This is a genomic window from Hoeflea sp. TYP-13 (assembly GCF_040932035.1).
Taxonomy (GTDB): Bacteria; Pseudomonadota; Alphaproteobacteria; order Rhizobiales; family Rhizobiaceae; genus Hoeflea_A.
This window is the reverse complement of sequence record NZ_JBFRBB010000001.1, coordinates 386,644-413,203: the sequence shown is the minus strand read 5'-3', so window position 1 is coordinate 413,203 and position 26,560 is coordinate 386,644. Positions and strand designations below refer to the sequence as shown.

Sequence of the window (26,560 nt, the reverse complement as noted above, 5' to 3'; positions counted from 1 at the left end):
CCATTCGGACCGGACCGAGGAGACTGGAGTTACCAAGCTTCAATCTTCAAGGAGAGGTCCGAATGAACATCCACAAGAATGCCCGTCTGATGCCACGCCGTCGAGAGGAAATGGCACTGTCGGTGATCGAAGGCCGTCTTTCCAAAGCCCAGGCCGCGCGCGCCTTTGGTGTCTCGGCGAAGATCGTGGCACGCTGGGTGGAACGCTACAGGAAGCACGGCCTTGTCGGTATGGCCGATCGCTCCTCGCGGCCACACAGACTGCGTTCCCCGGTGTCCGAAGCAACCTGGATTTGGAGAATTTGTCACCTGCCGAAGACAAGATCGTCGAAGCGGTTGCGCGTTATGTCGGGCTGCAGAAGCGGGTGGGGGAAACAGCCAATCGAACGTTTCAAATGATCGCCAATCGCGGGTTGATCGAAGCAGCCGAAGTTTCCGTTATGAGGAACAAGCCCACTCAGGGCTTCGAGGTTCTTGAGGAAGCTGATTTGGAAGAGCTTTCCTTCGAGAAGATCATCTTTGATCACCCAGACGAGTTCTCGCCTCGTGCGATATGGTATGCGAGGCAAACCCTCGGTGAGCCAAACGAAAGCGACATGCCACCAGCATCGCAATCGCTGATCACACAGATCCGAACCGACAAACTTATCGGATGGTGGCGCGAGATGATCGCTGCCAGGGGACAAATTGGCGGCTACTCCAACACCGACGTGGGTGAATTTTTTGGATTCCATGATCTTTCGTCCTATGGACGTGTTCTTGGCAATATCACGTCGCGCATCGATTTCGCCTGCTACAAATGCGGGCTTCCACCTCTTGGCCTATGTGCGGAAACGCCCTTTGCAAGGGCCTGGAGACAGGAAGACCGGCGATGGGCGTTTCCGCAAGACCAAATGGCTGCCGCCTCAAAGAGCAGAAATTGGACTGCTGCCGATTTGGACGCGATACAAATCGCTACCCGCGAACTGCCCGGAACAGCGAGTATCCCCTGGAGAAATGAACTACGCGAGGCGGAGGCCTTGGTGAGGGATTGGGCGTTTTCATTAAAGGGAAGCGCACGAAAGCCACAAATACAGCAGGAACTCGCCGCAGATCTCGATGAAATGCGACAGGCTGAGAAAGACGCGTTAGGCCAAACGCCAAAGGCAAAAAAGCGGATCAGCCAGTCAATCGAACGAGGGAATATTGGCGCTTTGGTGAAGAAACGGAACGGGTTCAAATGCCAGGTCTGCGAAGCTCTCGGCAATGATCCCTATCCGTTCAAGAAAAAGAATGGGGTGCCGTATGTTGAGGCTCACCATGTAATCCCCGTCTCCGAACTCCAGATCGGAACCCTTTCCGCCACGAACATCATGACTCTGTGTGCCAACCACCACCGCCAATTCCACTATGGTGTTGCGTCAGTCACCATTGAGTCAGACCATTTCGATGTGTCGCTTGATGGCCAACAATTGCGGCTGGAACGTTGCTCAATAGCGACCGACTGACGTAAGTCGGTGGTTACTATGTGGTTCCTTTTCCAAAACCATACACCACGCTGTTCAACTTAACTTATTGAAAAATTTGGCGCACCCGACACGATTCGAACGTGTGACCTCTGCCTTCGGAGGGCAGCGCTCTATCCAGCTGAGCTACGGGTGCCCGGCGCGTTGACGCGCAAACACAAAAAGCTGGATAACCGATCAGTCGCGCAAGGGCAAGTGCCGCCGAGCGCTATTTGCCGCCCATTGCAGCAAGGCGATCGTCACACCGGTGAGCGGGCCTTCGGTGCGAGTGCCTGGACAGTGAGACACAAACGCGAAGGATTGCCGCGGTTCTTCAATTATACGCCGGCAGGAACAGCAGCTTTGCGTAGGAGCGGAAAAGCATGATCTGCTTGGCCAGCACCTCGGGCTGCTCCAGCGCCTTGGACATGACAATACCTCCCTCGACCGTGCCGGACACCATGTCGGCAAGCGCTTCCAGGTCGACATCATCCTTCGGCGGATAGATTTCAACGATGTTTTCAAGTTCGGTCAGAAAGCGCTGCCGCCAGCTCAAAACCGACTTTCTGTTGAGTTCACGCACATCGCTGTCGAACAGACGCTCATTGTAGCAGCAGGTGGCAACGAGGCATCCGGGATGTCCATTGGGCAGATCCGCCATCATTTCCGCAAACAGCTTCAGTCCGATCAGGAATGCGTGGAGGGGATCGTCGTGCAATTCCCGCGCGCGGTCGAACAAGTCGTCGAGCAATGCGTCCTCCCGATCGACATAGCGCTGCAAAAGCGCTCTTGCGAGCTGGTTCTTGTCCTTGAAATGGTAGAAAAAGCCGCTCTTGGTGATGTCCGCCGCCGCAATGATCTCGTCAATGGAGGTGGCACCGAATCCCTTGGTCAAAACGGACGCTTCGGCGATGTCCATCAAACGCTCGCGTGTTTCCTGCCCTTTTCCCATGACCTGCCTCATTTCACTTTACCGGAAGTACAGTTTTTGACCCTTGAGAATCGCCCTGGCGCCACAGGAGCCGATAAGTCTTTGAAAAAACGCACACAAATTTTTTCAGCAAACCGTACCATGAAGTTTCTATCAGCGATCGCCAATAATCCTCATGCTTCCGTCAGTACGAAAGGACAGAAACATGAGCCACGCAAAATATAGACTCAATCTGCCACAACTCAATGGGCATTTGTTGCTGACTGATGGCGGCATGGAGACCACGCTGGTCTTTCATGACGGCTATGAACTGCCGTATTTTGCTTCATTTGACTTGCTGCGCAGCAAAGAAGGGACCGAATGGCTGAAGTCATACTACAGCCGCTATGCGGCGCTGTCGGTCGAGCAGGGATACGGTTTCGTACTCGAGACCCCGACCTGGCGTGCCAACAGAGACTGGGCCACCCTGATGGGATACAGCGAAGAGGCGCTCAAAATAATCCATCAGGAAGCGGTCGAAATGCTGTTCGATCTGCGCGCCAAACACGAAACGCCGCAGACGCCGTTTGTGGTCAGCGGAAATCTCGGACCGCGCGGTGACGGCTACCGCGCCGATTCAAGAATGAGCGCAGACGAGGCAGAGGCCTACCACCGCTCGCAGGTTGCCAATTTTGCCGGCGCGGGCGTGGATATGATCTCGGCGCTGACAATCACCTATGCCGAGGAGGCCGAGGGCATTGTGAGGGCGGCACAGGGCGAAGGTGTGCCGGTGGCAATATCTTTCACGCTGGAAACCGACGGACGCCTGCCTTCCGGGCAAAGCCTGAAGGATGCAATCCATCAACTTGACGGGCATGCCGAAACCCGACCGGCCTACTTCATGATCAATTGCGCCCACCCCGATCATTTTCAGGACGTAATCGCACGGGGCGGAAGCTGGACCCGGCGCATCCGCGGTCTGCGCGCCAACGCGTCGCGCTTGAGCCATGAGGAACTGGACAAGGCCGAGGTGCTGGATGACGGCGATCCGGTGGAGCTCGGGGCACAGTACAAAGCGCTGCTCGAACTCCTGCCCAACCTCGCAGTTATTGGCGGTTGTTGTGGCACAGACCACAGACATGTTTGTGCAATCGGCTATTCCTGTCGTCACCAGGTCACTGCCTGATAACCGAAAGGTCAGCCGTGCGAAGGCGCGGCGATATCGGCTGAACGGAGATCAAAATGTTGAAAACAGCTTACACATCGAGACCGGCAACCTTTGAGGATGCCTATCACCTGGCCAGGCTGGTCAATCATGCCGGCGAGGGTCTTGCATACCACCACTGGCAGACGCTGGCGGAACAGGCACAGGAAGACGTTGACCCCTGGGCCATCGGCATTCGCCGCGCGGCCGGTGAAAGTGCCGGTTTTTCACACCGCAAATCCCTTGTCGCGGAAGTCTACGGACATGTCGCCGGCTGCGTATCGAGCTACCCGATCGAAGCGCCCACGCCGCAAAAGGAATATGCAGATACCCCGCCCGTATTCCGGGCGCTGCTGGAACTCGAGGATCTGGCCGTGGGCACGCACTATATCAATGTGCTGGCGATCTATCCCGAACACCGCGGAAAGGGTCTCGGAACGATGCTCCTGTCGCAGGCTGAAGGCATGGCGGCAGGCCGCGGCATGAGCCTGATTGTCTGCGATGCAAACCGGGATGCCCAACGCCTTTATGAGCGGCTCGGATACCGGCAGCACGCAACCCGGCCGATGGTCAAGCAAGGCTGGGATGGCCGGGGTGAAAACTGGGTCCTGATGCTTAAATGAAAATACGGGGGCGGTCACAGCCGACCGCCCCGTCTGAAGCAGGGGTGGGGTCTTATTCTCCCTTCGCCTTGTGCATCAGGCTAAGGCCTTTGGCGGTGCGGTTCGGAAAGCCCTCCCAGTACGTATGTTCAGGTTTCGGCGTTCCGTCTTCTTCAAGCGCGTGGACGCCGTCGCCGGATTTTTCCACCAGGTCGAGATAGGCTTTCATTTCGCCGTCATTCTTCAGGTATTGGCCCAAAAAGGCGGTGACGAAATGCTGGGTGATGTTGTTCATGCGGACATTGTCCCACACCGCATCGGCATAATGGTCGAAGGGCACGAAATCGAGATGCTCCGACGGCAGCCAGGATTCCGCAGGGGCCGGTATCGGCGCGCCGGCATTGTGATTGGCATATTCGAAGGTCAGGAGATACCGGTCCGTATTGGTGCTGCCCTCGAAAATCGCCTTGGTGCCGTTTTCATAGCCGGACACATCGTCATCGCTGCCGGCGATGAAGAACATTGGAATTCGCAGGCCCGAAAGACCCGCTGCGTCCCAAAAGCCGGTGTTCATGCCCCAGGGCGCAATAGCGACAGCCGCCTTGATGCGCGGGTCGATCAGCGCCTCATGGGTATCGCTGCCAGCAAGATGCACCTGCAACGTGCCCTCCGGTGCGCCCCACGGATATTCAGTGCTTGCCTGTGTCACACCGCCGCCGGCAGTGATCACCGCGCCATAACCGCCCATGGAATAGCCGACAACACCGGTATCGCCGGCATTGACCAGACCTTTCAGGAAATTGCCGTCTTCCGTCGACATGCGGTCGATCGCATCGAGAACGAAGGTCTGATCTATGGATCTGTTGACGAGCGTCGAGCCGAAGGCGGCCTTGTTGTCATAGGTACTTTCTGTGTGGTCGATCGATGCCACCACATAGCCCTTTGTTGCAAGATTTTCGCCGAGATGGCTCATCAAAAAACGGTTGCCGGGATAGCCGTGGGATATGATCACCAACGGATAAGCGGCCCCCGGCTTTGCCGGCTCGGCGTCGCGGACCGCCCTGCCCTTGAGGTCGACCTTGGTGACGCCGTCACGCAGGAACACATCCTTGTAGGTGCCGCCCGAACCGGTGCCGTCAGCCGCCGGATACCACACCTCAAGCGTCAAAGGCCTGTCGTAGCGCGGCAGGTCCTTGCCGGCTTCCACTTTCAGAATATCGACCTGCCCCGGATTCTTCAGCTCAATGGTGCGTACGCCTATGGGGCTATTGCCATGGGCGGCCAGTGCCGGTGCGTCCGGGCGGATTTCGTCGACACGGTTTGACTCGGCCATCGCCGCCGTGCACAGCAGCCCGGAAATAACTGCAACCCCTATTGCATGTTTCATGATGTGATCCCTGTGGTTGTCGTTTCGATTGCCGCCGCGGCGGAAAGTTCAACATACTACTGAGTAGGTTTGAAGCCAATCCTATTATGTGACAGCGACAGCGTTGTGACAAATTCCATCAATACCGACGGTGGAAAATCACCGATTCACAAATTTTCGGATTTGGTGGCGCGGCGCGGAGGTCAGTTGCCGACGATACGGTAGAGCCTGACCGACGTCTGCTTACCCTTGGAATAGTTGAAACCGGAAATCGGCTCACCACCCTCGGCGCGCGCATCGCTGGCGCTCAGCGCGGTCAAAAACGCCGGCGCGTCCTCGTCCGGAACCGCCGCCATGGCGCATTCGGGATCCTTCAGCAAATGATTTGCGGCACTGTCCGGTCCGGTCAGGAGCGTATTGGTGCCGGTAAGAAAAACGAGACTCGGTTCGTGATAGGTCACAGCAGCCAGAACCGAATCCTCGCAGGCTTTTTCCGCCTCGAAGCGGTCGGCTATCTGCTGGCTGACCCAGATCTGATCGACATTCGGCAGGATCGCGGAGAACATCAGACCATAAGCGGTGGTTGCCGTCAGCGTGGCCACAAGAACACGCCGAATAGGCGACAACTCAAGTCCGTAGCCAAGTCCGAACCAGCACGCCATCAGCAGCAACAGCACCACGGGGATGCTCCAGAACGAAAAGTTGCCCGCAATATAGATGGGAACCGCAACCGCAATCACTGAAAAGCCGAGTGTAACCACGACAACCCCGAATCCGGTGATGCCGTGAAGCAGACGCTGCCACCAGAGCGGCCGTGGCAAATCGCCCGGGGGCAAACTGAGGAACCAGCCGCCCAGCAATACGACCGCCGGATACACCGGTAATACATAGTGCGGCAGTTTGGTCGGGATCAGCTCAAAAATCAGCCATAGCGGTATGTACCAGGCGACGCAGAACATGAGACGCGGATCGGTGAACATGCGCCTGAGCCCGTTGGTTCCACCGATGATGGCGATCAATCCGAACGGCCACATGTAGAGCGAATAGGTGACGATGTAATATCCGGGCGGTGCACCGTGGGATTCCTGTCCGGATGCGACCTTGCCGAGCATGTCGCGCCCCAACGCCTCATGCCAGAAAGCGCCGCCGCTTTTCCAGGTAATCAACGCAAGCCATGGCAGAGCGATCAGCACCATGAGCGCAATTCCGCGCAGCGGCCTGAGATCGGCCAGCCACTTGCGTCCGTTACCCCGGTCGAAGATCATAATAAACAGCACCGTCAGGGCGCTCAAAAACGGTGTTATCGGCCCCTTGACGAGGATGGCGACCCCTTGCGCGACCCAGAACCCCCAGGCCATCGATGCAGGCGCTTTGGTTCCCTCGCGGCCGGCAAGGTAAATACGGGCAAGGAATCCTTGCGCGAGTATGGAAACAAGCAGGAGAACGGAATCGGTTTTTGCAAGCCGCCCTTCAAACCCGGCGCCGAACAGGCCTGCGAGCATAAGTGCCGAAATCAAGCCCGCCGCCGGGCCGAACATTGCCTGCCCGAGCCAATAGATGGAGGCGACCGAAGCCGCAACAGCGACGACCGAGACCATGCGATAGGCGGCAACCGGAGCGTCCTCTCCGCCACCCGTCAGCCCGACGCTGAGCGACTGCAGCCAGTAGATGCCGATGGGTTTCTTGTAGCGTGGTTCGGTCTGGAAGCGGATATCGACAAAGTCGCCGCTCTCGACCATCTGTTTGGTGGCCTGCAGATAGCGCGCCTCATCGCGGTCTATTGGCGGCAGTTGCGTGATGCCGGGAACCAGTACCGCAAGTCCCAGCAAAAACAGCATCACATAACGAAGCACGCTCGCCCCTTCCTCGTTCTGTCGCCATCCGACGAGCACTTTTAAAGCATCGTAAGCTATTTCGGAATCGTTTTCGACACTCCAATCATTTATCCGGCATTTTGTTTTGCAGAATGCCGGTGCCCGCATTCGGACCGCACCCTAGTCCGTATTGGCCATGGCGGCCTTGCGCTCATTGGCAATCAGCCAGAGATTGCGGATATAGATGATCAGTCCCATGCCCTGGCCGGCAATAAAGACAGGGTCCTGCCGCTGAATGGCATAGATGAAAAGCAGGCCGCCTCCAAACAGCGAAAAAAACCAGAACGCTACCGGAACAACCGAACGTTTTGCGCGTTCCGACGCAATCCACTGCACAACGAAGCGCATGGTAAAACAGGCCTGCGCCATGAAACCGAGAAGGACCCAGGCGTCGAACTGTTCGACAAAGACGACCTTGAACCACTCGATAAGGGAGGCGAACGTCTCAATCATTGTGTATTTCCTCAGCCACCGGCATCTTGTTGCGGCGGCGCTTCAGCCACCAAACGCCAAAAAGATCAAGCGCACCGCGCAGGCCGCGGTCCAAAATGCCGTAATTGGAGGTGCCGAACCGGCGGGGCCGGTCCAGCACGTCGATTGCAACAACATCGAATCCTTCCTGAATCACCAGTGCCGGAAGGAAACGGTGCGTTCCATTGAAAAAGGGAAGCCGGCGAAATATTTCGGTGTGCACGGCTTTCAGACCGCAACCTGAATCGCGCGTCTTGTCGTTCAGGATCGAGCCGCGCAGCCAGTTGGCAAATCGCGACGAAAGCTGTTTGAGCCTGGTATCCTTGCGCTTTATACGCTGGCCGCAGGCGATGCCGATTTCAGGGCCGCCTTCATACAGCTTGTCTACCAGCGGACCTATATATTTCGGGTCGTTCTGCCCGTCGCCGTCAATCGTCGCCACCACTTCACCCCTTGCGGCAAGAACACCGCTGCGCAGCGAAAGGCTTTGCCCTACCGAGGCCTCGTGGCGAATGTGGCGGACGGAAAAGGGCCGCTTCGACGCTTCGCCGGCAAGGACGGTCGAAGTATCGTCGGTGGAACCGTCATTGACGACGATGACCTCGATCTGCCGGCCGCTCAAATGCTCGGCAATTTCGTCAATCAGTGGCGGGATATTTTCGGATTCGTTCTTGCAGGGAATGACAATCGATATCATGGGCGAAATCATGGGTCTGCCTTGAGTTGACGGTCCTGGACCGCCAAGAGGTTAAAGCAAAATCGGGCAATTGCGGGGTATCGGCGAGGCCAGCCCCAAGCCGACCGTTTTTTCCAACGGTTTGTGCGCCGACGCCTTACCAAGGCGGGGCTGGCAACGCAAGCGATTTGTCCGGCAACGGGGAGCGTCAGCCTTGGAAATAAAAGAAAAATTACATCTTTTCCTGTGAGCCCAAGAGCGCCATACTCTGGCGGGCTCAACCAACGAAATAAAAACTGTGGGAGACGGAATATGAAGGGATTGATGCAGGATTGGCCGTTGCTGTGTCACAAGATCATCGATCATGCAGCAACCTATCACGGCGATCGCGAGATCGTGTCGCGGTCGGTGGAGGGCCCGATGCATCGCACCAGCTATCGTGCCATCGGCGCGCGCGCGCGCCACGTTGCAAAACGTCTCGAAAGGGACGGCATCAATTTCGGCGACCGGGTTGCCACAATGGCGTGGAACACATGGCGGCACATGGAAGCCTGGTACGGGATTCTCGGCCTCGGCGCCGTGTACCACACACTCAATCCGCGGCTGTTTCCGGACCAGATCGCCTGGATCATGAACGATGCCGAAGACCGGATGCTCTTTGTTGACCTGACATTCCTGCCGGTGGTCGAGGCGATCGCAGACAAGGTTCCGAGTCTGGAAAGGGTCATTGTCCTGACCGACGGCGCGCATATGCCGGAGACAAAACTCCAAAACGCCGTTCCCTATGAGGACTGGATAGCCGATGTCGACGGCGATTTCGAATGGCGCGAGTTCGACGAAACCTCGGCGGCCGGCATGTGCTACACGTCCGGCACGACGGGCGATCCCAAGGGCGTTGTCTATTCGCACCGCTCAAATGTGCTGCACGCCATGGCCGTCGCACAGCCCGACATGCTGAATCTGTCGTCCCGTGACCGGATGATGCCGGTGGTGCCGCTGTTCCACGCCAATGGCTGGTCGACCGCATTTTTGTGCCCGATGGTCGGCGCCGGAATGGTTCTTCCGGGCGCCGGAATGGACGGCCAATCCATTTACCAGTTGCTGACCGAGGAACGCGTCACCATGACGGCGGCAGTGCCGACCGTTTGGCTGATGCTGCTGCAGCATCTGGAACAGGTGGACGGCAAACTGCCGGACCTTGAAAATGTGGTGATCGGCGGATCGGCCTGCCCGCGCGCCATCACGCAGGCCTTCCAGGACAAATACGGTGTCCGGGTCATCCATGCCTGGGGCATGACCGAGATGAGCCCGCTCGGAACCCTGTGCTCCATAAAACCGGAATATGGCCATCTGGAAGGCGAGGAAAAGCTCGACCTGCAGGCAAAACAGGGGCACCCGCCCTTTACCGTTGAAATGAAGATTACCGATGACGAAAACAATGCCCTTCCATGGGATGGCGAAACCTTCGGACGGCTGAAAGTGCGCGGACCCGGCGTTTCGGCATCCTACTACAAGGGCCGTGGAGCCGAGCAGTTCGACGCCGATAACTGGTTCGATACCGGCGATGTCGCCCATGTCGACCCACATGGCTATATGGAAATCACCGACCGCGCCAAGGACGTCATCAAATCAGGTGGCGAATGGATTTCCTCGATCGAACTGGAAAATCTCGCCGTTGGCCATGACGATGTCGCGGAGGCCGCCGTAATCGGCATAGTCCATCCGAAATGGGACGAGCGCCCGCTGCTGGTTATCGTTCGCAAGGAAGGGTGCGAACCGTCGAAAGAAGCCATCCTGGACTTCATGCGCGGCAAGATCGCCAAATGGTGGATGCCTGACGATGTCGCCTTTGTCGACGAAATCCCGCATACGGCGACAGGGAAAATCCAGAAGACCGTTTTGAGGGAACAGTTCAAGGATTACAGCTTCCCGGGCACCTGACACCGGTTTCAGGGCGTTTTCGGGAGCGATGGTTCGGCCGGCGGCAGGTTGCCGCCGGCTTTTTGTCGTGCCGGGTAATTTCACAATCCGGGTGATCCAAGCGCGCCGCTGAAACGTATGTTGTTCATGCCCGGATACGATAAAGGCAGGAGGCCCGGTTGAGAAAACTGAACATTGCGGTCATAGGCGGAGGCATAGCAGGGCTTTCCGCCGCCTGGCTCCTGAGCAAGGGCCACAATGTAACGCTTTTCGAGCGGTCTGATTATCTCGGCGGTCATGCCCTTACCATCGACGTCGAAACCGTTGACGGCATGGTTCCGGTCGATACCGGTTTCATCGTCTTTAACGAAAGCAACTACCCGAACCTTTGCGCTCTCTTCCGGCACCTTAATGTGCAAAGTTCCAGCACGGTCATGAGCTTTTCACTCAGCCACGATTTCGGCCGTTACGAATATGCCGGCTGCGGCGCCGGCTATTTTGGACAGCGACGCAACATTGCCAGCGTCAACCACTGGATGATGCTGAAGGAAATCAACCGTTTCTTTCGCAACGCCACGCGCCGTATCGCGCTTTATCACCCTGAAACGCCACTCGGCGAATTTCTGGAACGGGAGCATTATTCGCGTGATTTTATCGACGACCATATCGTGCCCATGGGCGCTGCGATCTGGTCGACATCGGCTGCAAGAATGCTGGATTTCCCCGCCCGGGCCTTTATCGATTTCTACGCCAATCACGGCATGCTGCAGTTCAAGAACCGGCCCAACTGGAACACGGTACGCGGCGGCAGCAGAACCTATGTCGAAAAGCTGGTTGAAGACAGTGTTTTCGAGACGGTGCTTCAAGCCGACATCCAGTCCGTAACACGCCGCCCGGACCGGGTGCTTGTCGCGATGGCCGATGGTGTCACCCGGCTGTTCGATCATGTTGTTGTGGCTACGCATGCCGACCAGGCGCTCACACTGCTTGCCGATCCGGATGCGGCGGAACGCGCGCTTTTGCAGGCATTTCCCTACCAGGAAAACACAGCGGTTCTTCACCGCGACGGGCGCTGGATGCCAAGACGCAACCGGCTGTGGTCGAGCTGGAACTACATCAAGGCCGGCAGGCAGAGCGCGGATGAATTGTGCGTCAGTTACTGGATGAACAGGCTGCAGGCGTTGCCGACGCGCGAAAACCTGTTTGTCACACTCAACCCGATGCAGGAGATTGAACCGGAAACTGTTGTTAAATCCATGAAATTCGATCATCCCGTGTTTACAGCGGAAGCGTTCCGGGCCCAGGAGAAAATGCCCACGCTGCAGGGCTACAGGCGGACCTGGTATTGCGGCAGTTATCTTGGGTATGGCTTTCACGAGGACGGCATTGCAAGCGGCCTTGCCGTTGCCGAAAAGCTTGGCGGCATCGCACGCCCATGGGCGGGCGATCCGGATTACGACCGGCGGCGCACCGGATTCGAGGAATATCTGCAGGTGGCCGAATGAAAAAGATCACGGAAGGCGTCTATGTCGGTGCGGTGATGCACAGGCGGCTGCGCCCAAAAACGCACAAACTGAAGTATTCGGTGTTTTCGATGCTGGTTGACATAGACCACCTGCCCGATCTCGGCCGCCGGTTGCGGCTTTTTTCCCACAACCGCTTCAACCTATATTCAATTCATGAGCGCGATCTTGGCTCAGGCACCGGCCTGAGATCCCATTTGGCGCAGATTGCGCACCAGGCGCTCGGTTCAAACCGCGCAACCCGATTTTTGATGCTGTGTTATCCGCGTATCCTCGGCTACGTCTTCAACCCGCTGACTGTCTATTACGGTCTCGATGAGAACGACAAAGCGGTGATTGTTATATACGAGGTGAGCAACACGTTCGGCCAGCGCCATACCTATGCACTCGCTGCCAATGGCGCTGAACACGGCATCATTCGCCAGCGCTGCGGCAAGGTCTTCCACGTCTCGCCGTTCAACGGTGTCAGCGGCAGCTATTCGTTCCGAACCCGGTTGCCGGCCCGTTCGGCGTCGGTTGCGATTTTGCTGCACGACGATGCCGGCCCGGTGCTAGCGGCACATTTTGCGGGTGAACACCGCCCCCTCACCGATCAGACGCTGACGGCCTTGCTGTTTGCTCACGGCTTCATGACCGCAAAGGTCTGGCTCGGTATTCACTACGAAGCGCTGAAGCTCTGGGGCAAGCGGCTGAAGTTCCACAAAAAACCGCCCGCGCCGGTGGCGAGCGTGACAACACAACGGCGCAAACCTTCTGATATTGCGGCTTGAATCAGCGCCGCTTTCCGGCACCCGTTACCCGGCGAACGGCCCAGTAGTAGAACCGGTGGGGCAGGATATTCGACAGCCGTATCAATGACGTAAAGACCAGCGGAAAGAACACGGCCTCCTTTCGCTTCATGATGCCGGCTAACATCTTCTTCGCGGCATCGTCCGTGCTCATCAGGCCAGGCATATTATAATGGTTTACCTTCACCATGGGCGTGTCGACAAAGCCGGGATTGACCAGCGTGACATCGATGCCACAGCCGCTCAGTTCAATGGCAAGCGTTTCGGCAAGGTGTATCAGCGCCGCCTTTGTCGGACCGTAGGCGGCGGAAGTGGGCAGGCCGCGATAGCCGGCGACCGACGCGACAATTACGATGTGGCCGCCTCCCCTTGCCTTCATGCCCGGAAGCACGGCATTGACGGCATTGACCACGCCGAAATAGTTGATGTCCATTGCCCGGCGCATCTGACTCAAATCCATCGCTGCCGCCGGCATCGGTTGCCAGACTCCGGCGCCGAGGACCGCCAGATCGACACCACCGAAACGGTTTTCGATTGCGCGGACCGTTGCTGTGACCGCGCTTTCATTCGCAACATCCAACGGAAAGGAAATCAACGTGTCGCCGTCACGCTGCATTGCGTCCAGTTTTTGGCCCGCGCGTGCGGATATGGCCACATTGTCCGCGACGCCGTCGATCAGGCGCGCAAAGCTCTCGCCTATGCCTGAGCTTGCACCCGTTATCCAGACATTGCCGAGCCGTCGCTCACCCATAAACAAGTCAGATCCCGACCAAAGGCTGCATCAGCCGGCTGACAAACCCTTTGAAACGCGTCGGCTCTTCCGTTGCCACCAGGCAAATACACGGATCGTCGGAATCAACGGCGGGTTGATGTTCTACATGCTCGTCCAGATCGGCAATATCACCGGGGCCGAAGCGGCCGATAGCATCACGATAGGAACCGCTCAAAACCAGCGTCATCTCCGTTCCGCCGTGTCCGTGCTCCGGCATTTTACGGCCCGGACCGATCTTGAGCATGAAGAGCGACGATCCGGTACCGGCAAGCTCGATGCGGTGGCGCTGAACGCCCGGTACAACCCACTGCCAGTTCACATCGTCCAGTGAATTGCCGATCAGACTTTGCAGCGGCAACGGCACATCGGATCGAATATCCGCTGCCGACGCTTTGGCGGCAGCCGGCGCCGGCGTTTGGCGTCCGGCTTCCGCATCGATCATCTGTGAAAGGCGGGCAAACGAATCCGCAGACAGCGAAGCCTCTTCTGTCCGGTCGAGGCAATCGCCGCCCACCGCCTCTGCAAGGCGCACGGCCTTGCGGCACCCTTCACACATGGCAAGGTGGGAGGCGACGATCACGCAGAATGCGGGATCCAGGTCTCCGCTCGCATAGCGCATCAGCGATGCATCATCCAGATGATGATGGATGCTCATTTCAGATCCTCAAGCTTCTCTTTCAGTTTCTTATAGGCAAGCCGGGTGCGCGACTTGACCGTCCCGATCGGCAGGCCCAGCTTTGCGGCGATCTCGCTTTGCGGCATGAACTTCAAAAAAGCGAGTTCAATGACCGTTTTTTGCTCCTCGGGCAGCAATGAGAGCGCTGTGCGCACCATTTCATCGTTCTGGCTGTCGATCAGCCTTGCTTCGGCGCTTGGCGCGTCACAGGCGATGGCTACCTTTTCGACATCGATATATGGCTGTACCGGCTGGCGGCGCAGCCGGTCTATGCGGGCATTGCGGGCAATCGTGAATATCCATGTGGCAACAGTGCCGCGCTCGGGCGCATAGAGCGCTGCCTTGCGCCAGACCGTCAGCATAACCTCCTGCATCAGGTCTTCGGCAAGATCGTCGCTTGCGCCGGAACCCAGCATCATTCCTTTTATTCTCGGGCCAAAATTGATGAACAGCGTTTCGAACGCTTTCCGGTCTTTTGACAGAGCGACATCACTGACGAGCGCTTCGAAAAGCGCCTGATCCGACTTTTTCTTCGGATCGTCCGTCGGTTTTTCCATCCGCAAGACTTTCAGCATTGCCCGGCCTCATCACACGTACCGGGACATTTACGCAGACAATTGGCGATCGGATCACCATCGCTGGAAAAATATCAGTAATTTTCGGTTTATCGATAAATTTCTCATTTGCGGTGATCCGACAGCGGGCCGGCCGCGTAACCCTTACCAGCTAGCAACCCGGATCACCCGGCGGTCGACTGCCTGTCCATCCAACAGGAGAAGAACATGCAGAAAATGATAATCGCGGCATCGCTCGCAATGGGACTTGGAATTGCAGCGCCCGCAGGCGCAGCCAATATCGTCGAAACGGCGCAAGGGGCCGGCAGCTTCAATACCCTGCTTGCCGCGGCCAAAGCCGCCGGGCTTGCAGAAGCCCTGGCAACGGGACAGAACCTGACGGTTTTCGCACCCACCGACGATGCGTTCGCCGCACTGCCCGACGGCACGGTCGAAATGCTCCTGAAGCCGGAAAACAAGGATAAGCTCGCCGCAATCCTGATGTATCACGTCGTCCCGCGCAAGCTGATGTCCACAGATCTTCCGGGCCGCGAAATAAAGGTCAAAACCCTGAAGGCTGACGGCGACAAGACGCTTTCGGTCGAAAAATCCTCATCCGGCGTTTCCGTCGACAACGCCATGGTGATTTCCGCCGATATTGTTGCCGATAACGGTGTCATCCATGTCATCGACAAGGTGGTGTTGCCATCCAATTGACGCGGCAAAAAGGGCACGCACCACTGCGTGCCCTTTTTTTTGTTCAAAAGCCTCCCGCTTTGACGGCGAGGCTTTTTTTGTTCCCGCTTTACGCCTATAGGCAGCCGGCAGGACCATTGAGGACGGGAAACAATCGTGAGAGCTTCGCTGCGACAGAAAATCATCAATGTCTGCGACAAAAAGATCGCGCAAAAGGGGCCGGATGTCGGCCTTTCTTTTTACGCGTTCTTTGCAAACAGGAACGACGATCCCGAACTGCTGATGGAAGCTGCCGAATGGTGGATCATGACCCACAGGCTCGATCACTTCGAAAAGGCCGCCAGGATCAAGCAAATGGTCGAGGATGGAGTGTAGACGCGGCTCAATCGATCGCCATCATGCGCCCGGTGGCCGCCGAAATGCCGGGATTTCGCACGTAAACAAGAAAGCCGGTTGCCTTCCAATTTTCGCCCAGCCCGGCCAACCAGTCCGTTACAATTGAAACACCAGGCCCGCACATCAGATGTTCGATTGAAACAATCAGCCGCGATATTGGAGCAATCCGAGGCTGAGAGGAACCACGATGAACATCGCCACAACAAGCGGCCGTACTCCGGACTACAAAAAATGGAACAACAGGCTCAATGCCTCCTGGTCCTGTGCTGACTATGCAAGGGTCGGCATAACGCTTCAGATTACCGGCGAAGAGCTCGCCGAGGCGGCTGGTTTTCCCCCCGGGTCAAGAATACTGGACGTTGCGGCGGGCAACGGAAACGCAACACTTGCCGTTGCCCGGCGCTTTTGCGAGGTCACATCGACAGATTATGTGCAGCCGCTGCTGGACAAGGGCCGCGAGCGTGCCGAGGCTGAAGGGCTGGATGTCGAATTCGAAATCGCGGACGCGCAAAATCTTCAATATCGGGACAATGAATTCGACGGCGTGATTTCCACATTCGGCGTCATGTTTGCACCCGACCAGCAAGCTGCCGCCCGCGAACTTATCAGGGTTTGTAAGCCGGGCGGCAAAATCGCTCTCGCCAGTTGGACGCCGCCGGGCTTCATCGGCCGCCTGTGCAGGACGATCGGCAGCCACATGTCAGCCTCCCCGGGCTTCCTGGCACCGGCCAACTGGGGCCGGGAAGAATGGATATACGAGCATTTCGGACCGGCTGCCAGTTCCATTTCGATCAACTGGAAGCAGTTCAACTACCGCTATCGCTCCGCCGAACACTATCTTGAATTTTTCAGAACCTATTACGGCCTGTGCCGCAAGGCGTTTGAAAAAGTCGGGCCGCAAGGGGAAAAGGCACTGGCGGACGATATCCTGAATCTCGCCCGTGAATTCAACATCGCCGATGACGGTACGATGTGCGCACCATCCGACTATGCCGAGGTCGTGATCGTCAAGGCGGAGCGGTGAGGCTGAAGCGGCCATTGCACCGGTTGACGGGGCGATGCGGCGCTGGAAATCAAGAAGAAACGTAATTCCTGGCCGGTTTATCCGAAACCAACCGAACCATTGCATTCCATCGAAAGACTCCGCTCAATTGGCCGACAACAAAAGCACTATCATTGAGGTTAAAATCACATTCAATGTCGGTGTATTCTGTTTAAATACCCTGTTCTTATTCCAATTTGACTGTAGAATTCGAGTGGTTACTACTGGGGTAAATGAATTGACGGCTCCACTTTCTCTACATCGTGCAAAAATTGATTGGCGCCTCAGCGCATTGGCATTTGCAGATGTGGCGGGGTATTCGCGTCTGATGGCAAAAGACGGCGCTGCGACGGTTGCACTCTGGAGCCGGTTGCGCGACGAGGTTCTTTTCCCACACCTGGAACGCCACTCAGGCCGGCTGGTCGAGAGCCCGGGCGATGCGGTGCTGGTCGAGTTTCCCGGTGCCGTTAGCGCCGTCAGCTGGGCCGTCGATGTTCAGCAGTCAGTTCTTGAAAACCAAGGCAAGTCGATGAGTCCCGATGCATTGAGCTTGCGCATCGGCATCAATGTGGATGACGTTATTGACGAGGAAGGCGCATTGTATTCGGATGGCGTGAATATCGCCTCCCGAATTCATCAGTTTGCCAAACCGGGCGAGATTGTGCTGACTGGAACAGTGCGGGATCTCATCGGAAACCGGCTGCCCAACTCCTATCGCTATCTCGGTGCACCAACGCTGAAAAACATCGAGCGCCCCGTCCACATTTATGCCGTTGAGGCCCAGCAGCCAAACGTGACACGCCAGGTGGTAAGTCCATATCTCAACTGGTCATCCAGGCCGACATTGGCGGTCCTGCCGTTTCGCAACATCGATGAATCGGATAACAATCGGTATTTTGGCGAGGGAATTACAGAGGACATCATTGCAGGGGTCGCCCGCAGCCGCACTCTGTTCGTCATCGCACGCAGCTCGACACTACAATTCACGGACGCATCGAAAGACCCCCAAAAGGTGGCGAATGCACTGGGGGTCAAATATCTGCTCACCGGAAGCGTCAGGCGCCAGTCCAATCATCTGCGGATCAATGCAGAGCTCGTCGAAGTCGAGCATTCAAGAACGGCCTGGGCGGAAAGATATGACGGTGAAACCGAAGATCTGTTCGAGTTTCAGGACAAAATTGTCTCAAGCATCGTTGCCGCGCTGGAACCGCATGTGCGCGCTGCCGAGACAGCGCGCATCGGAAACCGCCCGACGGAAAGCCTGGACGCTTATGATTGCGTTCTTCGCGCGCTTGCAGATCTCTACCAGTTTACATTCGACAGTTATGCAGAATCGCGTTCGCTTTTGGAGCGAGCGGTAAAACTTGATCCCGGTTACGCGCAGGCTCACGCATACTTGGCATGGTGCCTGGTTTTCTGGATTGGCGAAGGACATTCGCGCGACATCGAAGCTGATCGGGCGGAGGCGCTGGCAGCCGCGCGCAAAGCGGTCGAACTCGATCCGGAGGACGCAGTGTGCCTGTCGGTCGGCGGGCATGTCATGGCATTTATCGAAGGTAAACCATCCGGCGCAGTTGAGCTTTTTCAGCAGGCACTCGAGCGTGATGAAAACAGCCCGCTTGCATGGGGCTTGAGCGCCACGTGTTTTGCCTATCTTGGCAATGGCGACGAGGCACGCAAGCGATTGCGCAACGTGTGGCGGCTTGCTCCTTATGATCCCCACAATTTCTTTTTCTGGACAGCCGCGGGGATCGGTGAGTTCGTAGCGGGTCGTTACGAAGACGCTATCGGATGGCTGCGAAAATCATATCGCGTCAAGCCGCAACTGGTGGCTACCCTGCGGCTGCTCGCCGCAACTCTGGCGCTTAAGGGGGATATCGAAGAAGCACATAGTATTGCTTCAGAATTACTTGCTGCGGAGCCCAGTTTCAAAATATCCGACTTTATGGCATGGTATCCTCTTCAGAGAGAAGAGGATCGAGACAAACTAACTGAAGGTCTTCGCAAAGCAAACCTGCCCAAGTAATACTATTTCAGGTCGCTTTTCGGTTTTTTAGACTATTTTGTTACCTTCAAAACCGTATTGTCAGCACGATCCCTGTTTTGCAATCAGGAGGCCTGCACCATGAATGCGCCACCCGGAGACAACGGTTCAGATCGAAAGAGTTCAGGAGGGCTTGGCCTCGGGCTGGGTTTGGGGCTTGGGCTCGGAACCGGACTTGGGACCGGATCGAGCTCGGATTCCGATTCATCGGGCGGCCTTGGCCTTGGCACCGGTCTTGGGCTGGGCCTCGGCAACGGGCTGGGTCTGGGACTTGGATCCGGTCTCGGACTGGGCCTCGGACTGGGTCTTGGGACAAGCTACGACCCTGGCAGGGATGCCGGCGCCGGAGGCGGTATCGGGACCATCCGCAGTTACTATGCTACGCCGATCGAATTGAGACAGCTGCCGTGGACCCTCGATTTCACACCTGACAACAGCGGTGCTCGTCCTTTTCCGCTTGCCTATCTGATCAATCCCTATCAGGACGCCAACTCACCGCTGATTTGGACAACAGAGGATTGGGATCCGGCACTGCGTTTCTGGACGCTGCCCTACGATCCGCAGCTGACCGAGTGGTTACGTGCGGCGGACCGGACGGACCCGGGAACACTAGCAGCGCTTGAGTTCGGCGGTCAGCCCGACAAATGGCACCCGGACCATATCGTACCCGAAGATTTGCGCTGGTTTGAAAAGACCGATCTGGACTGGCAGCAGGGACGTCCGGTTGTGGATGACGCACCGACCGGCTTCGATTTCATCAAATGCGAGCTGGAGCTCTTGAAAATATACATGGAAGATGATCGCGGCCGCTATCTGTTCGAGAGCGATGTCCAGGCCGACGGTCTGCCCGACTATGTGATCCACTTCATCGGCGCCAATTCCATCGATCATCCGTGGACGCTGGAGCTGATCAGCTGCGGTCTGTCGATCGGAAACGTTGCTTATATGGTCTACAAGGAACACTACAAACGCGTGCGGCCATCGGTGCTGCGACCGGGCCTGACAGTGCCCTTCGGTCCTCCGGCACATCCGGCGTTTCCGAGCGGTCATTCGTTTCTCGCGCATTTCATCGCCCTGCTACTGCTGGAAATTCCGGGAATCTACAAACGCTTCGGAGTGTTGAAGGCCGGGGAGGATCCTTCTGACGGCAATGTCCTGCGTAAACCTGTCTGGGCCGACCTCAACGGCGACAATCCGATTCCCTCGCCGTTGCTGTCAATCGCACGGCGCATTGCCGTCAACCGAGAGCGGATCGGGGTCCACTATCCGTCGGATTCGACAGGTAGCCGGCACCTTGCAGCGGGCATATGGGATGCGCTTGTAAACGATGGTGTGCAGGACGGCCCCGCCGGTAATCCGCCTCCCGTTCAGCCAATCCAATCACCCACGCTGATGCGCGTGCTGGACCACGCCAAAGCGGAATGGCCGTCGCCCTTGCCGGCGTGAGCCGTTTAAATGCCCATCCAAAGGGCCATATTGTTGTCATTTGCAACGATGTCGGCAACAAATCGCGGCACGCGCGGCGGCATATCGGCAATTGCCGTAGAGTAACCGGTGGCCGGATCCGAATTGGCGGGATCTTCCGGGCAGTTCGCCTCAACCATGACCACCAGGAACTGATCGTTGCCGAACGGGACTTCTGCCGGGTCATAGGCCATTTGCACAACCTCCTCGTCATCCGGGTCTACATCAGCGGCGTTAACAACAGGAAGCTGCAACAACCAGTCAATGGAATCGCTCAAATCCCAGTCGTTGTCGGCCGGATTGCCGCTGGCAACCCCAACCCAGCCGTGAAGCTGGATCGCAGACGCGCGGTGCACTCCCCTGTTGCGGACCCGTACGGATACGGTCGCGGTTGCCTGATCGACCGAAAGGCCGGCCGCCGCCGCCTGCCACAGGCGCTCGCCGTCCCAGTCCAGCGAAACGGGTGTGTAAGCGCCAGGGCTGTAGTGCGCTGTACCGCCGTCAGCCCTTTCCTCAAGCGGACGGTTGTCGCGAATATAGATATCGACGGGAAGCGGCAAACCGGGCGCATTGTGATTGCTGCCACGGAACGGAGCAAACATCCCCTGAGCCTCAAAGGCCCATCTGACAGCCTTTACTGCCCGACCGCCCGTCCATGCATCGGCGTTTGTACCTGTGGCGGGAAGATCAAAGCGCGATACGATGTAAAGCGGATTCACCAGATCGGCATCCGCAGCCTCCATAGCACATTCAAGCATTTGCGCCACTGATGGCGGTTGCGCCAAAGAGCGAATGGCTTCCAAAAGCAGGTAGAGTGTGACGAAGGAAGCGCGCTCCCTGACTGCATAATTCGGTGTTCCGTCGGCCTTCACGGTGTCGCCGCCCAATACCCTGTAAAGCCTGAACAGCGTTGAAGACAGTATCTGCTCTGAAATGTAGCCTTTGAGACTGTCCCGCAATGAGGCTGGCGCATCGATCAGCGACCGGTTGAGTGCACCACCCCAGGCCCAACCAAGCCCGACGAAACGGTCATGGCGCCGCGTCGTGAACACCCAGGGAAAAGTGATGCCGCGAAAGGTCTCCGCGACGCCGTCGCCGGGGTGGGCAAGGCGCGAAAACGGATCAGACCAGACAGCCGCAATACCATCACCGGCGCTGTGGGCGAAATCGAATTCCAGTTTGCCGAGCCGGGCTGCCAAAACCACATGGCCGAATTCGTGCAGCATCCAGCGTTCGCTCGTCGCAATGCCGAGCGGCTGCGCCCAGGCCGGGTCACAAAGCGCGCCGTCCCAACGGCCGCGGTGCGACAGATTGCCAAGAGCAAGGTGCATTTCGACCGTCGGCTCCTCGTCTGCAAATATTGCCAGACCCTCTCTGTCGTTGTCTTCCTCCGGTGGAGGCTTGATGGTGACCCGCGCATTAATTGTCTGACCGTCCTTTCCGGGACCGGGGCTGATACCGGATCTGTAGTGAACCTGAAGTTCCCGCTTGACGGCGACGGAGAAGTTCGCGAGATCGAAACCGAAACCCTCGAGCAGCGCGTAAAATTCCATGCTGTTGTTGTACGCGCTGAGGGCGGAATAGTCGTTGTACCGGACCGGCAGAAACTTGTCCGCCGGCAAAGACACGGTTTTTGCGTCCGTATTGTCGGGATCTCCAGGAACATAAACAGGACAATTGCGAACCTTGAAATTGTCACTCTCGAGGACTGCAGGCTCGTGGTTGCTTATCCAAACCGTGGTTCGGAACCGGTCCAGTTCAGTCTCGCTGCGTGTCGGTCGCCGACGCGACCATTTGTAGTGCCCCGGGACAGCGCCCAGTGCGGCGATATCGCGCCATGACGGCGGATCCTGGCGAAACAGCCGGGCCTCACCCTGTGCCGTCATGTTCGTGACCAGGAGGTGTTTACTCGAGGTGCCGGCGAATAGTTCCCGTTTCACGGGATCGAAATTCAGGTCTGCCATGAACGAATAGGGCAGGTTTTCCGGTCCCCGCTCAAAACGGCTCAGCCCCTTGCCGTCCAACTCAAACGCTTCAAAATTGGCATCCGGTCCGTTGCCGTCCATGCGGATGTGTAAATCGTCATATTGGAGACTGTCTTGCGTGAGCTGCTGGTCGCGGGAAATCGCGGCCGAGATGGTGCCATCGCCCACGAGCCCGAACGCCTGTTCCAGTAGTCTGAGTATATCGAAACCGCTGGCTTGTGCGTCGGTATCGGCGGTCCGCAATGCCAACAACACCTCGGTAAAACTGCGATAGGGTCCATAAGGCAGCTCCGCCGTCATCGACCGGATCTCAATAGAATATGGACCATCCGGGTGCCCGATGACGGACATCGGAATGCGAACCCCTAAATCAAGGCCGACCGGCCGTGAACCGGTGACCGGAAGCAATTCCGCCGCCACGAGCACAACCGTTATGTCTTTGGCCTCTGGTCCTTCTTTCGGCCGCACATGCCGGACCAGATTCCATGAGGCCAGCCGGGGCGGACGCTGGTCGTCCGCGGCGCGGTCCAGGGGCGGCCAAATATCGAGCCAGCGCAGGGGTGGCGGCCTGTCCCCGAATTTCTTCAGTTCTTCGACGCATTCCGGCGGCGGTTCGTCATTCCAGGACCGGAGCGCACAGAGCCAGCCCGGTGGCAGACCGAGGCCATCGCGTCCGGTGCCCTTCAAATACTGGTTCAGTTGAGCAAGATAGGCAGCACCTACTGCCTGAAACACGCCGTCGCTGAGCTGGGTACCGGCTTCAAGATCCGCTATAAACGGGAAGCCATTGTGGCATGCGATACGTGATCTTCTAGCATTTCCTGGGTTAAATTCACTGAAATGGACAGCAAACTGTCCGGGATTCCAAGGCCTGAATACTACGCCCATGGGAACTGCACCTGCTTTTGTCTGTTGTCAAAATAGTGCTCTTTCCCAGATTACTCCAAATATTGCGCAAATCACAGATTTATTCTTCTATTGTTCTTTGCAAATAAATGAATAGTGGAAACCGTCCAGCAAAATTTGATGCTGCCCGCACTGCCCATGGGAATCGGCCCGCATTGCAAGCAGCTAATCTCAGACACGCGCATCCAATGCCTGCCCGCTTTCCTGCGCCAGCGGGGCCGCGGTAAAGTGTGCGCCACCAGCGCGCGCTATTTGTTGCCGAAGCGCCAGTTCAATTTCGCCGTCCACTTTTCGGATCTCGCGTCAATGTCGGCGGCTCCAGCCGCGTACTCATATCGTCCGTGATCGCGCGCGCTGCTTCACTGACGAGGACAGCCCAGCCCTCAAGAGCGTCCTGCGTGGCACGAAATGCCGGCCCGTCAACGGATATTCCTGCCAGAAACCTGCGATCCGGAGAATGAACCGGCGCTGCAACAGAGCAAACACCGGGTGCGCGTCCTTGCCAGTCAAAAGCACAGCCCGATTTACGGATGGCATTGATATTCTGCCTCAGTGCGTCGGGTGTATGGGGTGAGGACCCGGTAAAGTGCTGAAAATTCATTTGCTGCATCAACGCGTCCAGAACGTCATCGGCCAGGCCGGCCATGGCCGCCATTCCGACCCCGCTGCAACAGGCCGGCGACGTGTCGCCTATCTGCGAATATGAGCGGACGGAATGCCTGCCCTCGACCTTATCGAGACAGATGACGTCCGTGCCCTTCAGCACGCCAAGATGCACTGTTTCCCCGGTCAGTTCGTGAAGACGGTGAAGATGCGGCTCGGCTGCAATGCGAAACCGGTTATTAGCCCACGCCGCAGATGCCAGCCTCAGCAGCCGGAAACCCAATTCATAGGTATGATCGCTATTGACGCTCAAAAAACCTTCCTCCAACAGGTTTGTCAGCTGCCTGTGCAGCGTGCCTCTTGGTTGATCGGAGAGCGCCAGAATTTCAGTAAAGCGCATGGGACGTCCGGATCCGGCGACGATATCGAGCAGCGATACGGCCTTACCCAATGTTCCGGTGCTGCTGGGGGCATGCGGTTTGCGCAAGCGTGCAGGCTGAACTTCAGCAGTCTTGTTCCCGCTATGCACATTCATTGCGCTTACCTTCGGTTCCGAATAGAGGTCATGGTTTTATGCGGCGGCACGTCGCCACCAATCCGGCTCATGCCGATTTCAATCCACGCACACTGTGTCGCGGGGCGACAAATTCGCAGAAGCGTGTTCGAATGTTCTGCCTGCGCCCATCCCGGGTACGGCATTATCCAGCGCCGGGGCCACCTTTTTCTGTAACTTAACGAATTCGGGCTTCAGTCTTGTGGTCAAACAGCATCGCACGTTCGGGATCAAACCTGATATCAACCCGCGTGCCCTCTGCGGAGCGCTCGTCGCCACGCTCTTCTACAATGATTTTCTCGCCGCTATCGGCAACCAGGTAGTCGTAGGATGTGCCGCCAAGCGCCTCCGTCAGATCGACGGCCAGCGTGTCACCGGCTCTGTCGACCTCAATATGTTCGGGCCGTATGCCGAGAATGACACGTGTGCCTGCTGCGGGCAGATTAACCGGTAGTTTGAAACTGCCTTTCAGCGCCGGAACCTCAACGGTATCACCCTGGCTCGTTCCTTCAAGAAAGTTCATGGCGGGCGAACCGATAAAACCGGCGACAAATTTGTTATCCGGATCGCGGTAGAGGTCAAGCGGAGCACCGACCTGTTCAATGTAACCTGAACGCAGGACCACGATCTTGTCCGCAAGGGTCATGGCTTCGACCTGATCATGCGTCACGTAAATCATGGTGGCGCCGATTTCCTTGTGCAACCGGGCGATCTCCACACGCATTTCAACGCGCAGCTCCGCATCAAGGTTGGAAAGCGGCTCGTCAAACAGGAATACCTCCGGTCCGCGAACAATCGCACGGCCAATGGAAACACGCTGGCGCTGCCCACCCGATAATGCCGCAGGTTTGCGGTTGAGGTATTCTTCAAGCTTGAGAATACGCGTGGCCTCGGCGACCTTCTCCTCGATTTCGGCTTTCGGGTGGCCGTTCATTTTCAGGCCAAAACCCATATTGTCCTTGACTGTCATGTGTGGATAGAGCGCGTAGGTCTGGAACACCATTGCAACACCACGCTGAGCCGGATCCATCCGGGTCACGTCACGGGTTCCGATGGAGATTTTTCCTTCGGTGGTTTCTTCGAGGCCTGCCACCATACGCAAGAGGGTTGATTTGCCGCAGCCGGAAGGTCCCACAAATACGCAAAACTCACCGTCGTTGATCTGCAGATCAACACCATGGATCACCTGAACATCGCTGTACCGCTTGACGACTTCTTGAAGTGCTACACCTGACATTGCGTTAGATCTCCATTTTTTCGGGCGTTCTTTGATTGTCTGGGAAACGCCAGTATTCAGCCGCCTTGGCTATTTCACTGGCTGCATTCTGCAAATCCGGCACAAATTTCTTCAGTTTACCGAGGGAGGTCCTGGCGGATGTGCTGGTGATTGAAATGGCGCCCATCATCTGTCTGGTTCTGGACAGCACGGGAACCGCGACACAGATGATCCCGGGTTCATGATCTTCACGGTCAAGCGCAAATCCATGCTGCCGGATCTGTTCAAGCTCGACGGTCAGTTCCTGTTGGGAACAAATCGTCGCCGGTGTGAAACGGTGATAGGACTGCTGAGGCAGAATGCGCTGCAGTTCACCCTCCGGCAAATGGGCCAGCATCGCCTTGCCGACACCGGTGCAATAGGCCGGGCCGACCTTGCCTGCTTCCGAAAACATGTTAACGCGCCGTTTTGCATCCCGTTTGTCGAGATAAAGCACATGCGGCCCGTCAAGCTGAGCAAGGTGTATTGTCTCGCCTGTCGCTTCGCTGAGCGCCGTCAGATGCGGCCGTGCAACGGGCGCCAATGACGATTGCGTCCAGGCCGAATGCGCCAGACGCACAAGCCGAACGCCAAGCGCATAGGTCTGCCATTCGCGATCGAAAGTCAGCAGGCCTTCAGTCACCAGATTCTGTAATATCCGGTAAAGTGTCGCCTTGGGAAACGGGGATTCTTCCAGGACATCATTGAACCGCACAGGCCGTTCAAATGATGCCACCTGGTCAAGCACGCTTAGTGCCTTGCCTACAGTCCCGCTCGACTTGCGTTCAGTCTCCAAT

At 57.3% G+C, this 26,560-nt stretch carries 23 protein-coding genes, 1 tRNA gene and 1 pseudogene; 12 read left to right on the top strand and 13 right to left on the bottom strand.

Going from position 1 to position 26,560, the window contains the following annotated elements:
- Window positions 1-62: 62 nt before the first annotated feature.
- Both ABVT35_RS01915 and ABVT35_RS01910 read left to right on the top strand, forming a co-directional pair.
- Window positions 63-287, top strand: a pseudogene (locus ABVT35_RS01915) (leucine zipper domain-containing protein); the annotation flags it as partial.
- Between the two features lie 14 nt (window positions 288-301).
- Window positions 302-1,486 (top strand): HNH endonuclease, encoded by a 1,185-nt coding sequence (locus ABVT35_RS01910; protein ID WP_368464548.1) that lies wholly within the window; start codon window positions 302-304, stop codon window positions 1,484-1,486.
- Between the two features lie 77 nt (window positions 1,487-1,563).
- On the opposite strand, the gene ABVT35_RS01905 is transcribed toward ABVT35_RS01910, so the two are convergent.
- Window positions 1,564-1,640 (bottom strand) — tRNA-Arg (locus tag ABVT35_RS01905).
- Between the two features lie 177 nt (window positions 1,641-1,817).
- Window positions 1,818-2,435 (bottom strand): TetR/AcrR family transcriptional regulator, encoded by a 618-nt coding sequence (locus ABVT35_RS01900; protein ID WP_368464546.1) that lies wholly within the window; start codon window positions 2,433-2,435, stop codon window positions 1,818-1,820.
- Between the two features lie 184 nt (window positions 2,436-2,619).
- Here ABVT35_RS01900 and ABVT35_RS01895 point away from each other — a divergent pair, with 184 nt between their 5' ends.
- Complete coding sequence (locus ABVT35_RS01895) at window positions 2,620-3,579, top strand: homocysteine S-methyltransferase family protein (RefSeq protein ID WP_368464545.1); 960 nt, start codon at window positions 2,620-2,622, stop codon at window positions 3,577-3,579.
- A 56-nt stretch (window positions 3,580-3,635) separates the two neighbouring features.
- Window positions 3,636-4,220 carry a GNAT family N-acetyltransferase gene (locus ABVT35_RS01890; RefSeq protein WP_368464543.1) on the top strand — a complete coding sequence of 195 codons (585 nt, stop codon included), beginning with the start codon at window positions 3,636-3,638 and terminating at the stop codon, window positions 4,218-4,220.
- 52 nt (window positions 4,221-4,272) lie between these two features.
- Here the strand turns inward: ABVT35_RS01890 and ABVT35_RS01885 are convergent, their stop codons facing one another.
- The 4 genes from ABVT35_RS01885 to ABVT35_RS01870 all read right to left on the bottom strand — a co-directional run bounded on the left by ABVT35_RS01885 (window position 4,273) and on the right by ABVT35_RS01870 (window position 8,619).
- Window positions 4,273-5,586 (bottom strand): alpha/beta hydrolase family protein, encoded by a 1,314-nt coding sequence (locus ABVT35_RS01885; protein ID WP_368464541.1) that lies wholly within the window; start codon window positions 5,584-5,586, stop codon window positions 4,273-4,275.
- A 182-nt stretch (window positions 5,587-5,768) separates the two neighbouring features.
- Window positions 5,769-7,547, bottom strand: a complete 1,779-nt coding sequence (locus ABVT35_RS01880; RefSeq protein WP_368464540.1) for an ArnT family glycosyltransferase — start codon at window positions 7,545-7,547, stop codon at window positions 5,769-5,771.
- A gap of 12 nt (window positions 7,548-7,559) precedes the next feature.
- Window positions 7,560-7,892 carry a lipid-A-disaccharide synthase N-terminal domain-containing protein gene (locus ABVT35_RS01875; protein ID WP_368464538.1) on the bottom strand — a complete coding sequence of 111 codons (333 nt, stop codon included), beginning with the start codon at window positions 7,890-7,892 and terminating at the stop codon, window positions 7,560-7,562.
- Complete coding sequence (locus ABVT35_RS01870) at window positions 7,885-8,619, bottom strand: glycosyltransferase family 2 protein (RefSeq protein WP_368464536.1); 735 nt, start codon at window positions 8,617-8,619, stop codon at window positions 7,885-7,887. Before ABVT35_RS01870 ends, ABVT35_RS01875 begins: the two co-directional genes overlap by 8 nt.
- Window positions 8,620-8,898: 279 nt before the next feature.
- Here ABVT35_RS01870 and ABVT35_RS01865 point away from each other — a divergent pair, with 279 nt between their 5' ends.
- From ABVT35_RS01865 to ABVT35_RS01855, 3 genes are all read left to right on the top strand, one after another.
- On the top strand, window positions 8,899-10,527 hold the full coding sequence (locus ABVT35_RS01865; RefSeq protein ID WP_368464534.1) for a long-chain-fatty-acid--CoA ligase: 1,629 nt from the start codon (window positions 8,899-8,901) through the stop codon (window positions 10,525-10,527).
- A gap of 158 nt (window positions 10,528-10,685) precedes the next feature.
- On the top strand, window positions 10,686-12,011 hold the full coding sequence (locus tag ABVT35_RS01860) for an NAD(P)/FAD-dependent oxidoreductase (RefSeq protein ID WP_368464532.1): 1,326 nt from the start codon (window positions 10,686-10,688) through the stop codon (window positions 12,009-12,011).
- Window positions 12,008-12,799, top strand: coding sequence for a DUF1365 domain-containing protein (locus ABVT35_RS01855; protein ID WP_368464530.1), 792 nt, complete (start codon window positions 12,008-12,010; stop codon window positions 12,797-12,799). The genes ABVT35_RS01860 and ABVT35_RS01855 overlap by 4 nt, the downstream gene beginning before the upstream one ends.
- A 1-nt stretch (window position 12,800) precedes the next feature.
- On the opposite strand, the gene ABVT35_RS01850 is transcribed toward ABVT35_RS01855, so the two are convergent.
- The 3 genes from ABVT35_RS01850 to ABVT35_RS01840 are packed head-to-tail and all read right to left on the bottom strand — an operon-like array spanning window position 12,801 to window position 14,840.
- The gene (locus tag ABVT35_RS01850; RefSeq protein WP_368464529.1) at window positions 12,801-13,568 is read right to left on the bottom strand and encodes an SDR family NAD(P)-dependent oxidoreductase; all 768 of its coding nucleotides are present in this window, start codon (window positions 13,566-13,568) and stop codon (window positions 12,801-12,803) included.
- A gap of 7 nt (window positions 13,569-13,575) precedes the next feature.
- Window positions 13,576-14,244 carry a ChrR family anti-sigma-E factor gene (locus ABVT35_RS01845; protein WP_368464527.1) on the bottom strand — a complete coding sequence of 223 codons (669 nt, stop codon included), beginning with the start codon at window positions 14,242-14,244 and terminating at the stop codon, window positions 13,576-13,578.
- A complete protein-coding gene (locus tag ABVT35_RS01840) occupies window positions 14,241-14,840 on the bottom strand; it encodes a sigma-70 family RNA polymerase sigma factor (protein ID WP_368464525.1) in 600 nt (199 codons plus the stop codon). The genes ABVT35_RS01845 and ABVT35_RS01840 overlap by 4 nt, the downstream gene beginning before the upstream one ends.
- Before the next feature lie 207 nt (window positions 14,841-15,047).
- Between ABVT35_RS01840 and ABVT35_RS01835 the strand changes: the two genes are divergently transcribed.
- The 5 genes from ABVT35_RS01835 to ABVT35_RS01815 all read left to right on the top strand — a co-directional run bounded on the left by ABVT35_RS01835 (window position 15,048) and on the right by ABVT35_RS01815 (window position 20,443).
- Entirely contained in the window at window positions 15,048-15,536 is a 489-nt protein-coding gene (locus tag ABVT35_RS01835) for a fasciclin domain-containing protein (RefSeq protein WP_368464523.1), read from the top strand.
- A 135-nt stretch (window positions 15,537-15,671) separates the two neighbouring features.
- A complete protein-coding gene (locus tag ABVT35_RS01830; RefSeq protein ID WP_368464522.1) occupies window positions 15,672-15,890 on the top strand; it encodes a DUF6500 family protein in 219 nt (72 codons plus the stop codon).
- Between the two features lie 208 nt (window positions 15,891-16,098).
- Complete coding sequence (locus ABVT35_RS01825) at window positions 16,099-16,935, top strand: class I SAM-dependent methyltransferase (RefSeq protein ID WP_368464521.1); 837 nt, start codon at window positions 16,099-16,101, stop codon at window positions 16,933-16,935.
- A gap of 127 nt (window positions 16,936-17,062) precedes the next feature.
- A complete protein-coding gene (locus ABVT35_RS01820; protein ID WP_368464520.1) occupies window positions 17,063-18,979 on the top strand; it encodes an adenylate/guanylate cyclase domain-containing protein in 1,917 nt (638 codons plus the stop codon).
- Window positions 18,980-19,078: 99 nt separating this feature from the next.
- On the top strand, window positions 19,079-20,443 hold the full coding sequence (locus ABVT35_RS01815; RefSeq protein ID WP_368464519.1) for a hypothetical protein: 1,365 nt from the start codon (window positions 19,079-19,081) through the stop codon (window positions 20,441-20,443).
- 5 nt (window positions 20,444-20,448) lie between these two features.
- Here the strand turns inward: ABVT35_RS01815 and ABVT35_RS01810 are convergent, their stop codons facing one another.
- From ABVT35_RS01810 to ABVT35_RS01795, 4 genes are all read right to left on the bottom strand, one after another.
- Entirely contained in the window at window positions 20,449-23,181 is a 2,733-nt protein-coding gene (locus tag ABVT35_RS01810) for a hypothetical protein (RefSeq protein ID WP_368464517.1), read from the bottom strand.
- 442 nt (window positions 23,182-23,623) lie between these two features.
- Window positions 23,624-24,490 (bottom strand): IclR family transcriptional regulator, encoded by an 867-nt coding sequence (locus tag ABVT35_RS01805; protein WP_368464515.1) that lies wholly within the window; start codon window positions 24,488-24,490, stop codon window positions 23,624-23,626.
- A 196-nt stretch (window positions 24,491-24,686) separates the two neighbouring features.
- Complete coding sequence (locus ABVT35_RS01800; RefSeq protein WP_368464513.1) at window positions 24,687-25,745, bottom strand: ABC transporter ATP-binding protein; 1,059 nt, start codon at window positions 25,743-25,745, stop codon at window positions 24,687-24,689.
- A 4-nt stretch (window positions 25,746-25,749) separates the two neighbouring features.
- Complete coding sequence (locus ABVT35_RS01795; protein ID WP_368464512.1) at window positions 25,750-26,559, bottom strand: IclR family transcriptional regulator; 810 nt, start codon at window positions 26,557-26,559, stop codon at window positions 25,750-25,752.
- Window position 26,560: the final 1 nt, after the last annotated feature.

Bases quoted from the DNA above. Each gene is read 5' to 3' on its own strand.
- ABVT35_RS01900 (WP_368464546.1), bottom strand. From the start codon at position 2,435: ATGGGAAAAGGGCAGGAAACACGCGAGCGTTTGATGGACATCGCCGAA.
- ABVT35_RS01895 (WP_368464545.1), top strand. From the start codon at position 2,620: ATGAGCCACGCAAAATATAGACTCAATCTGCCACAACTCAATGGGCAT.
- ABVT35_RS01890 (WP_368464543.1), top strand. From the start codon at position 3,636: ATGTTGAAAACAGCTTACACATCGAGACCGGCAACCTTTGAGGATGCC.
- ABVT35_RS01885 (WP_368464541.1), bottom strand. From the start codon at position 5,586: ATGAAACATGCAATAGGGGTTGCAGTTATTTCCGGGCTGCTGTGCACG.
- ABVT35_RS01880 (WP_368464540.1), bottom strand. From the start codon at position 7,547: ATGCGGGCACCGGCATTCTGCAAAACAAAATGCCGGATAAATGATTGG.
- ABVT35_RS01875 (WP_368464538.1), bottom strand. From the start codon at position 7,892: ATGATTGAGACGTTCGCCTCCCTTATCGAGTGGTTCAAGGTCGTCTTT.
- ABVT35_RS01870 (WP_368464536.1), bottom strand. From the start codon at position 8,619: ATGATTTCGCCCATGATATCGATTGTCATTCCCTGCAAGAACGAATCC.
- ABVT35_RS01865 (WP_368464534.1), top strand. From the start codon at position 8,899: ATGAAGGGATTGATGCAGGATTGGCCGTTGCTGTGTCACAAGATCATC.
- ABVT35_RS01855 (WP_368464530.1), top strand. From the start codon at position 12,008: ATGAAAAAGATCACGGAAGGCGTCTATGTCGGTGCGGTGATGCACAGG.
- ABVT35_RS01850 (WP_368464529.1), bottom strand. From the start codon at position 13,568: ATGGGTGAGCGACGGCTCGGCAATGTCTGGATAACGGGTGCAAGCTCA.
- ABVT35_RS01845 (WP_368464527.1), bottom strand. From the start codon at position 14,244: ATGAGCATCCATCATCATCTGGATGATGCATCGCTGATGCGCTATGCG.
- ABVT35_RS01840 (WP_368464525.1), bottom strand. From the start codon at position 14,840: ATGCTGAAAGTCTTGCGGATGGAAAAACCGACGGACGATCCGAAGAAA.
- ABVT35_RS01835 (WP_368464523.1), top strand. From the start codon at position 15,048: ATGCAGAAAATGATAATCGCGGCATCGCTCGCAATGGGACTTGGAATT.
- ABVT35_RS01825 (WP_368464521.1), top strand. From the start codon at position 16,099: ATGAACATCGCCACAACAAGCGGCCGTACTCCGGACTACAAAAAATGG.
- ABVT35_RS01815 (WP_368464519.1), top strand. From the start codon at position 19,079: ATGAATGCGCCACCCGGAGACAACGGTTCAGATCGAAAGAGTTCAGGA.
- ABVT35_RS01805 (WP_368464515.1), bottom strand. From the start codon at position 24,490: ATGAATGTGCATAGCGGGAACAAGACTGCTGAAGTTCAGCCTGCACGC.
- ABVT35_RS01800 (WP_368464513.1), bottom strand. From the start codon at position 25,745: ATGTCAGGTGTAGCACTTCAAGAAGTCGTCAAGCGGTACAGCGATGTT.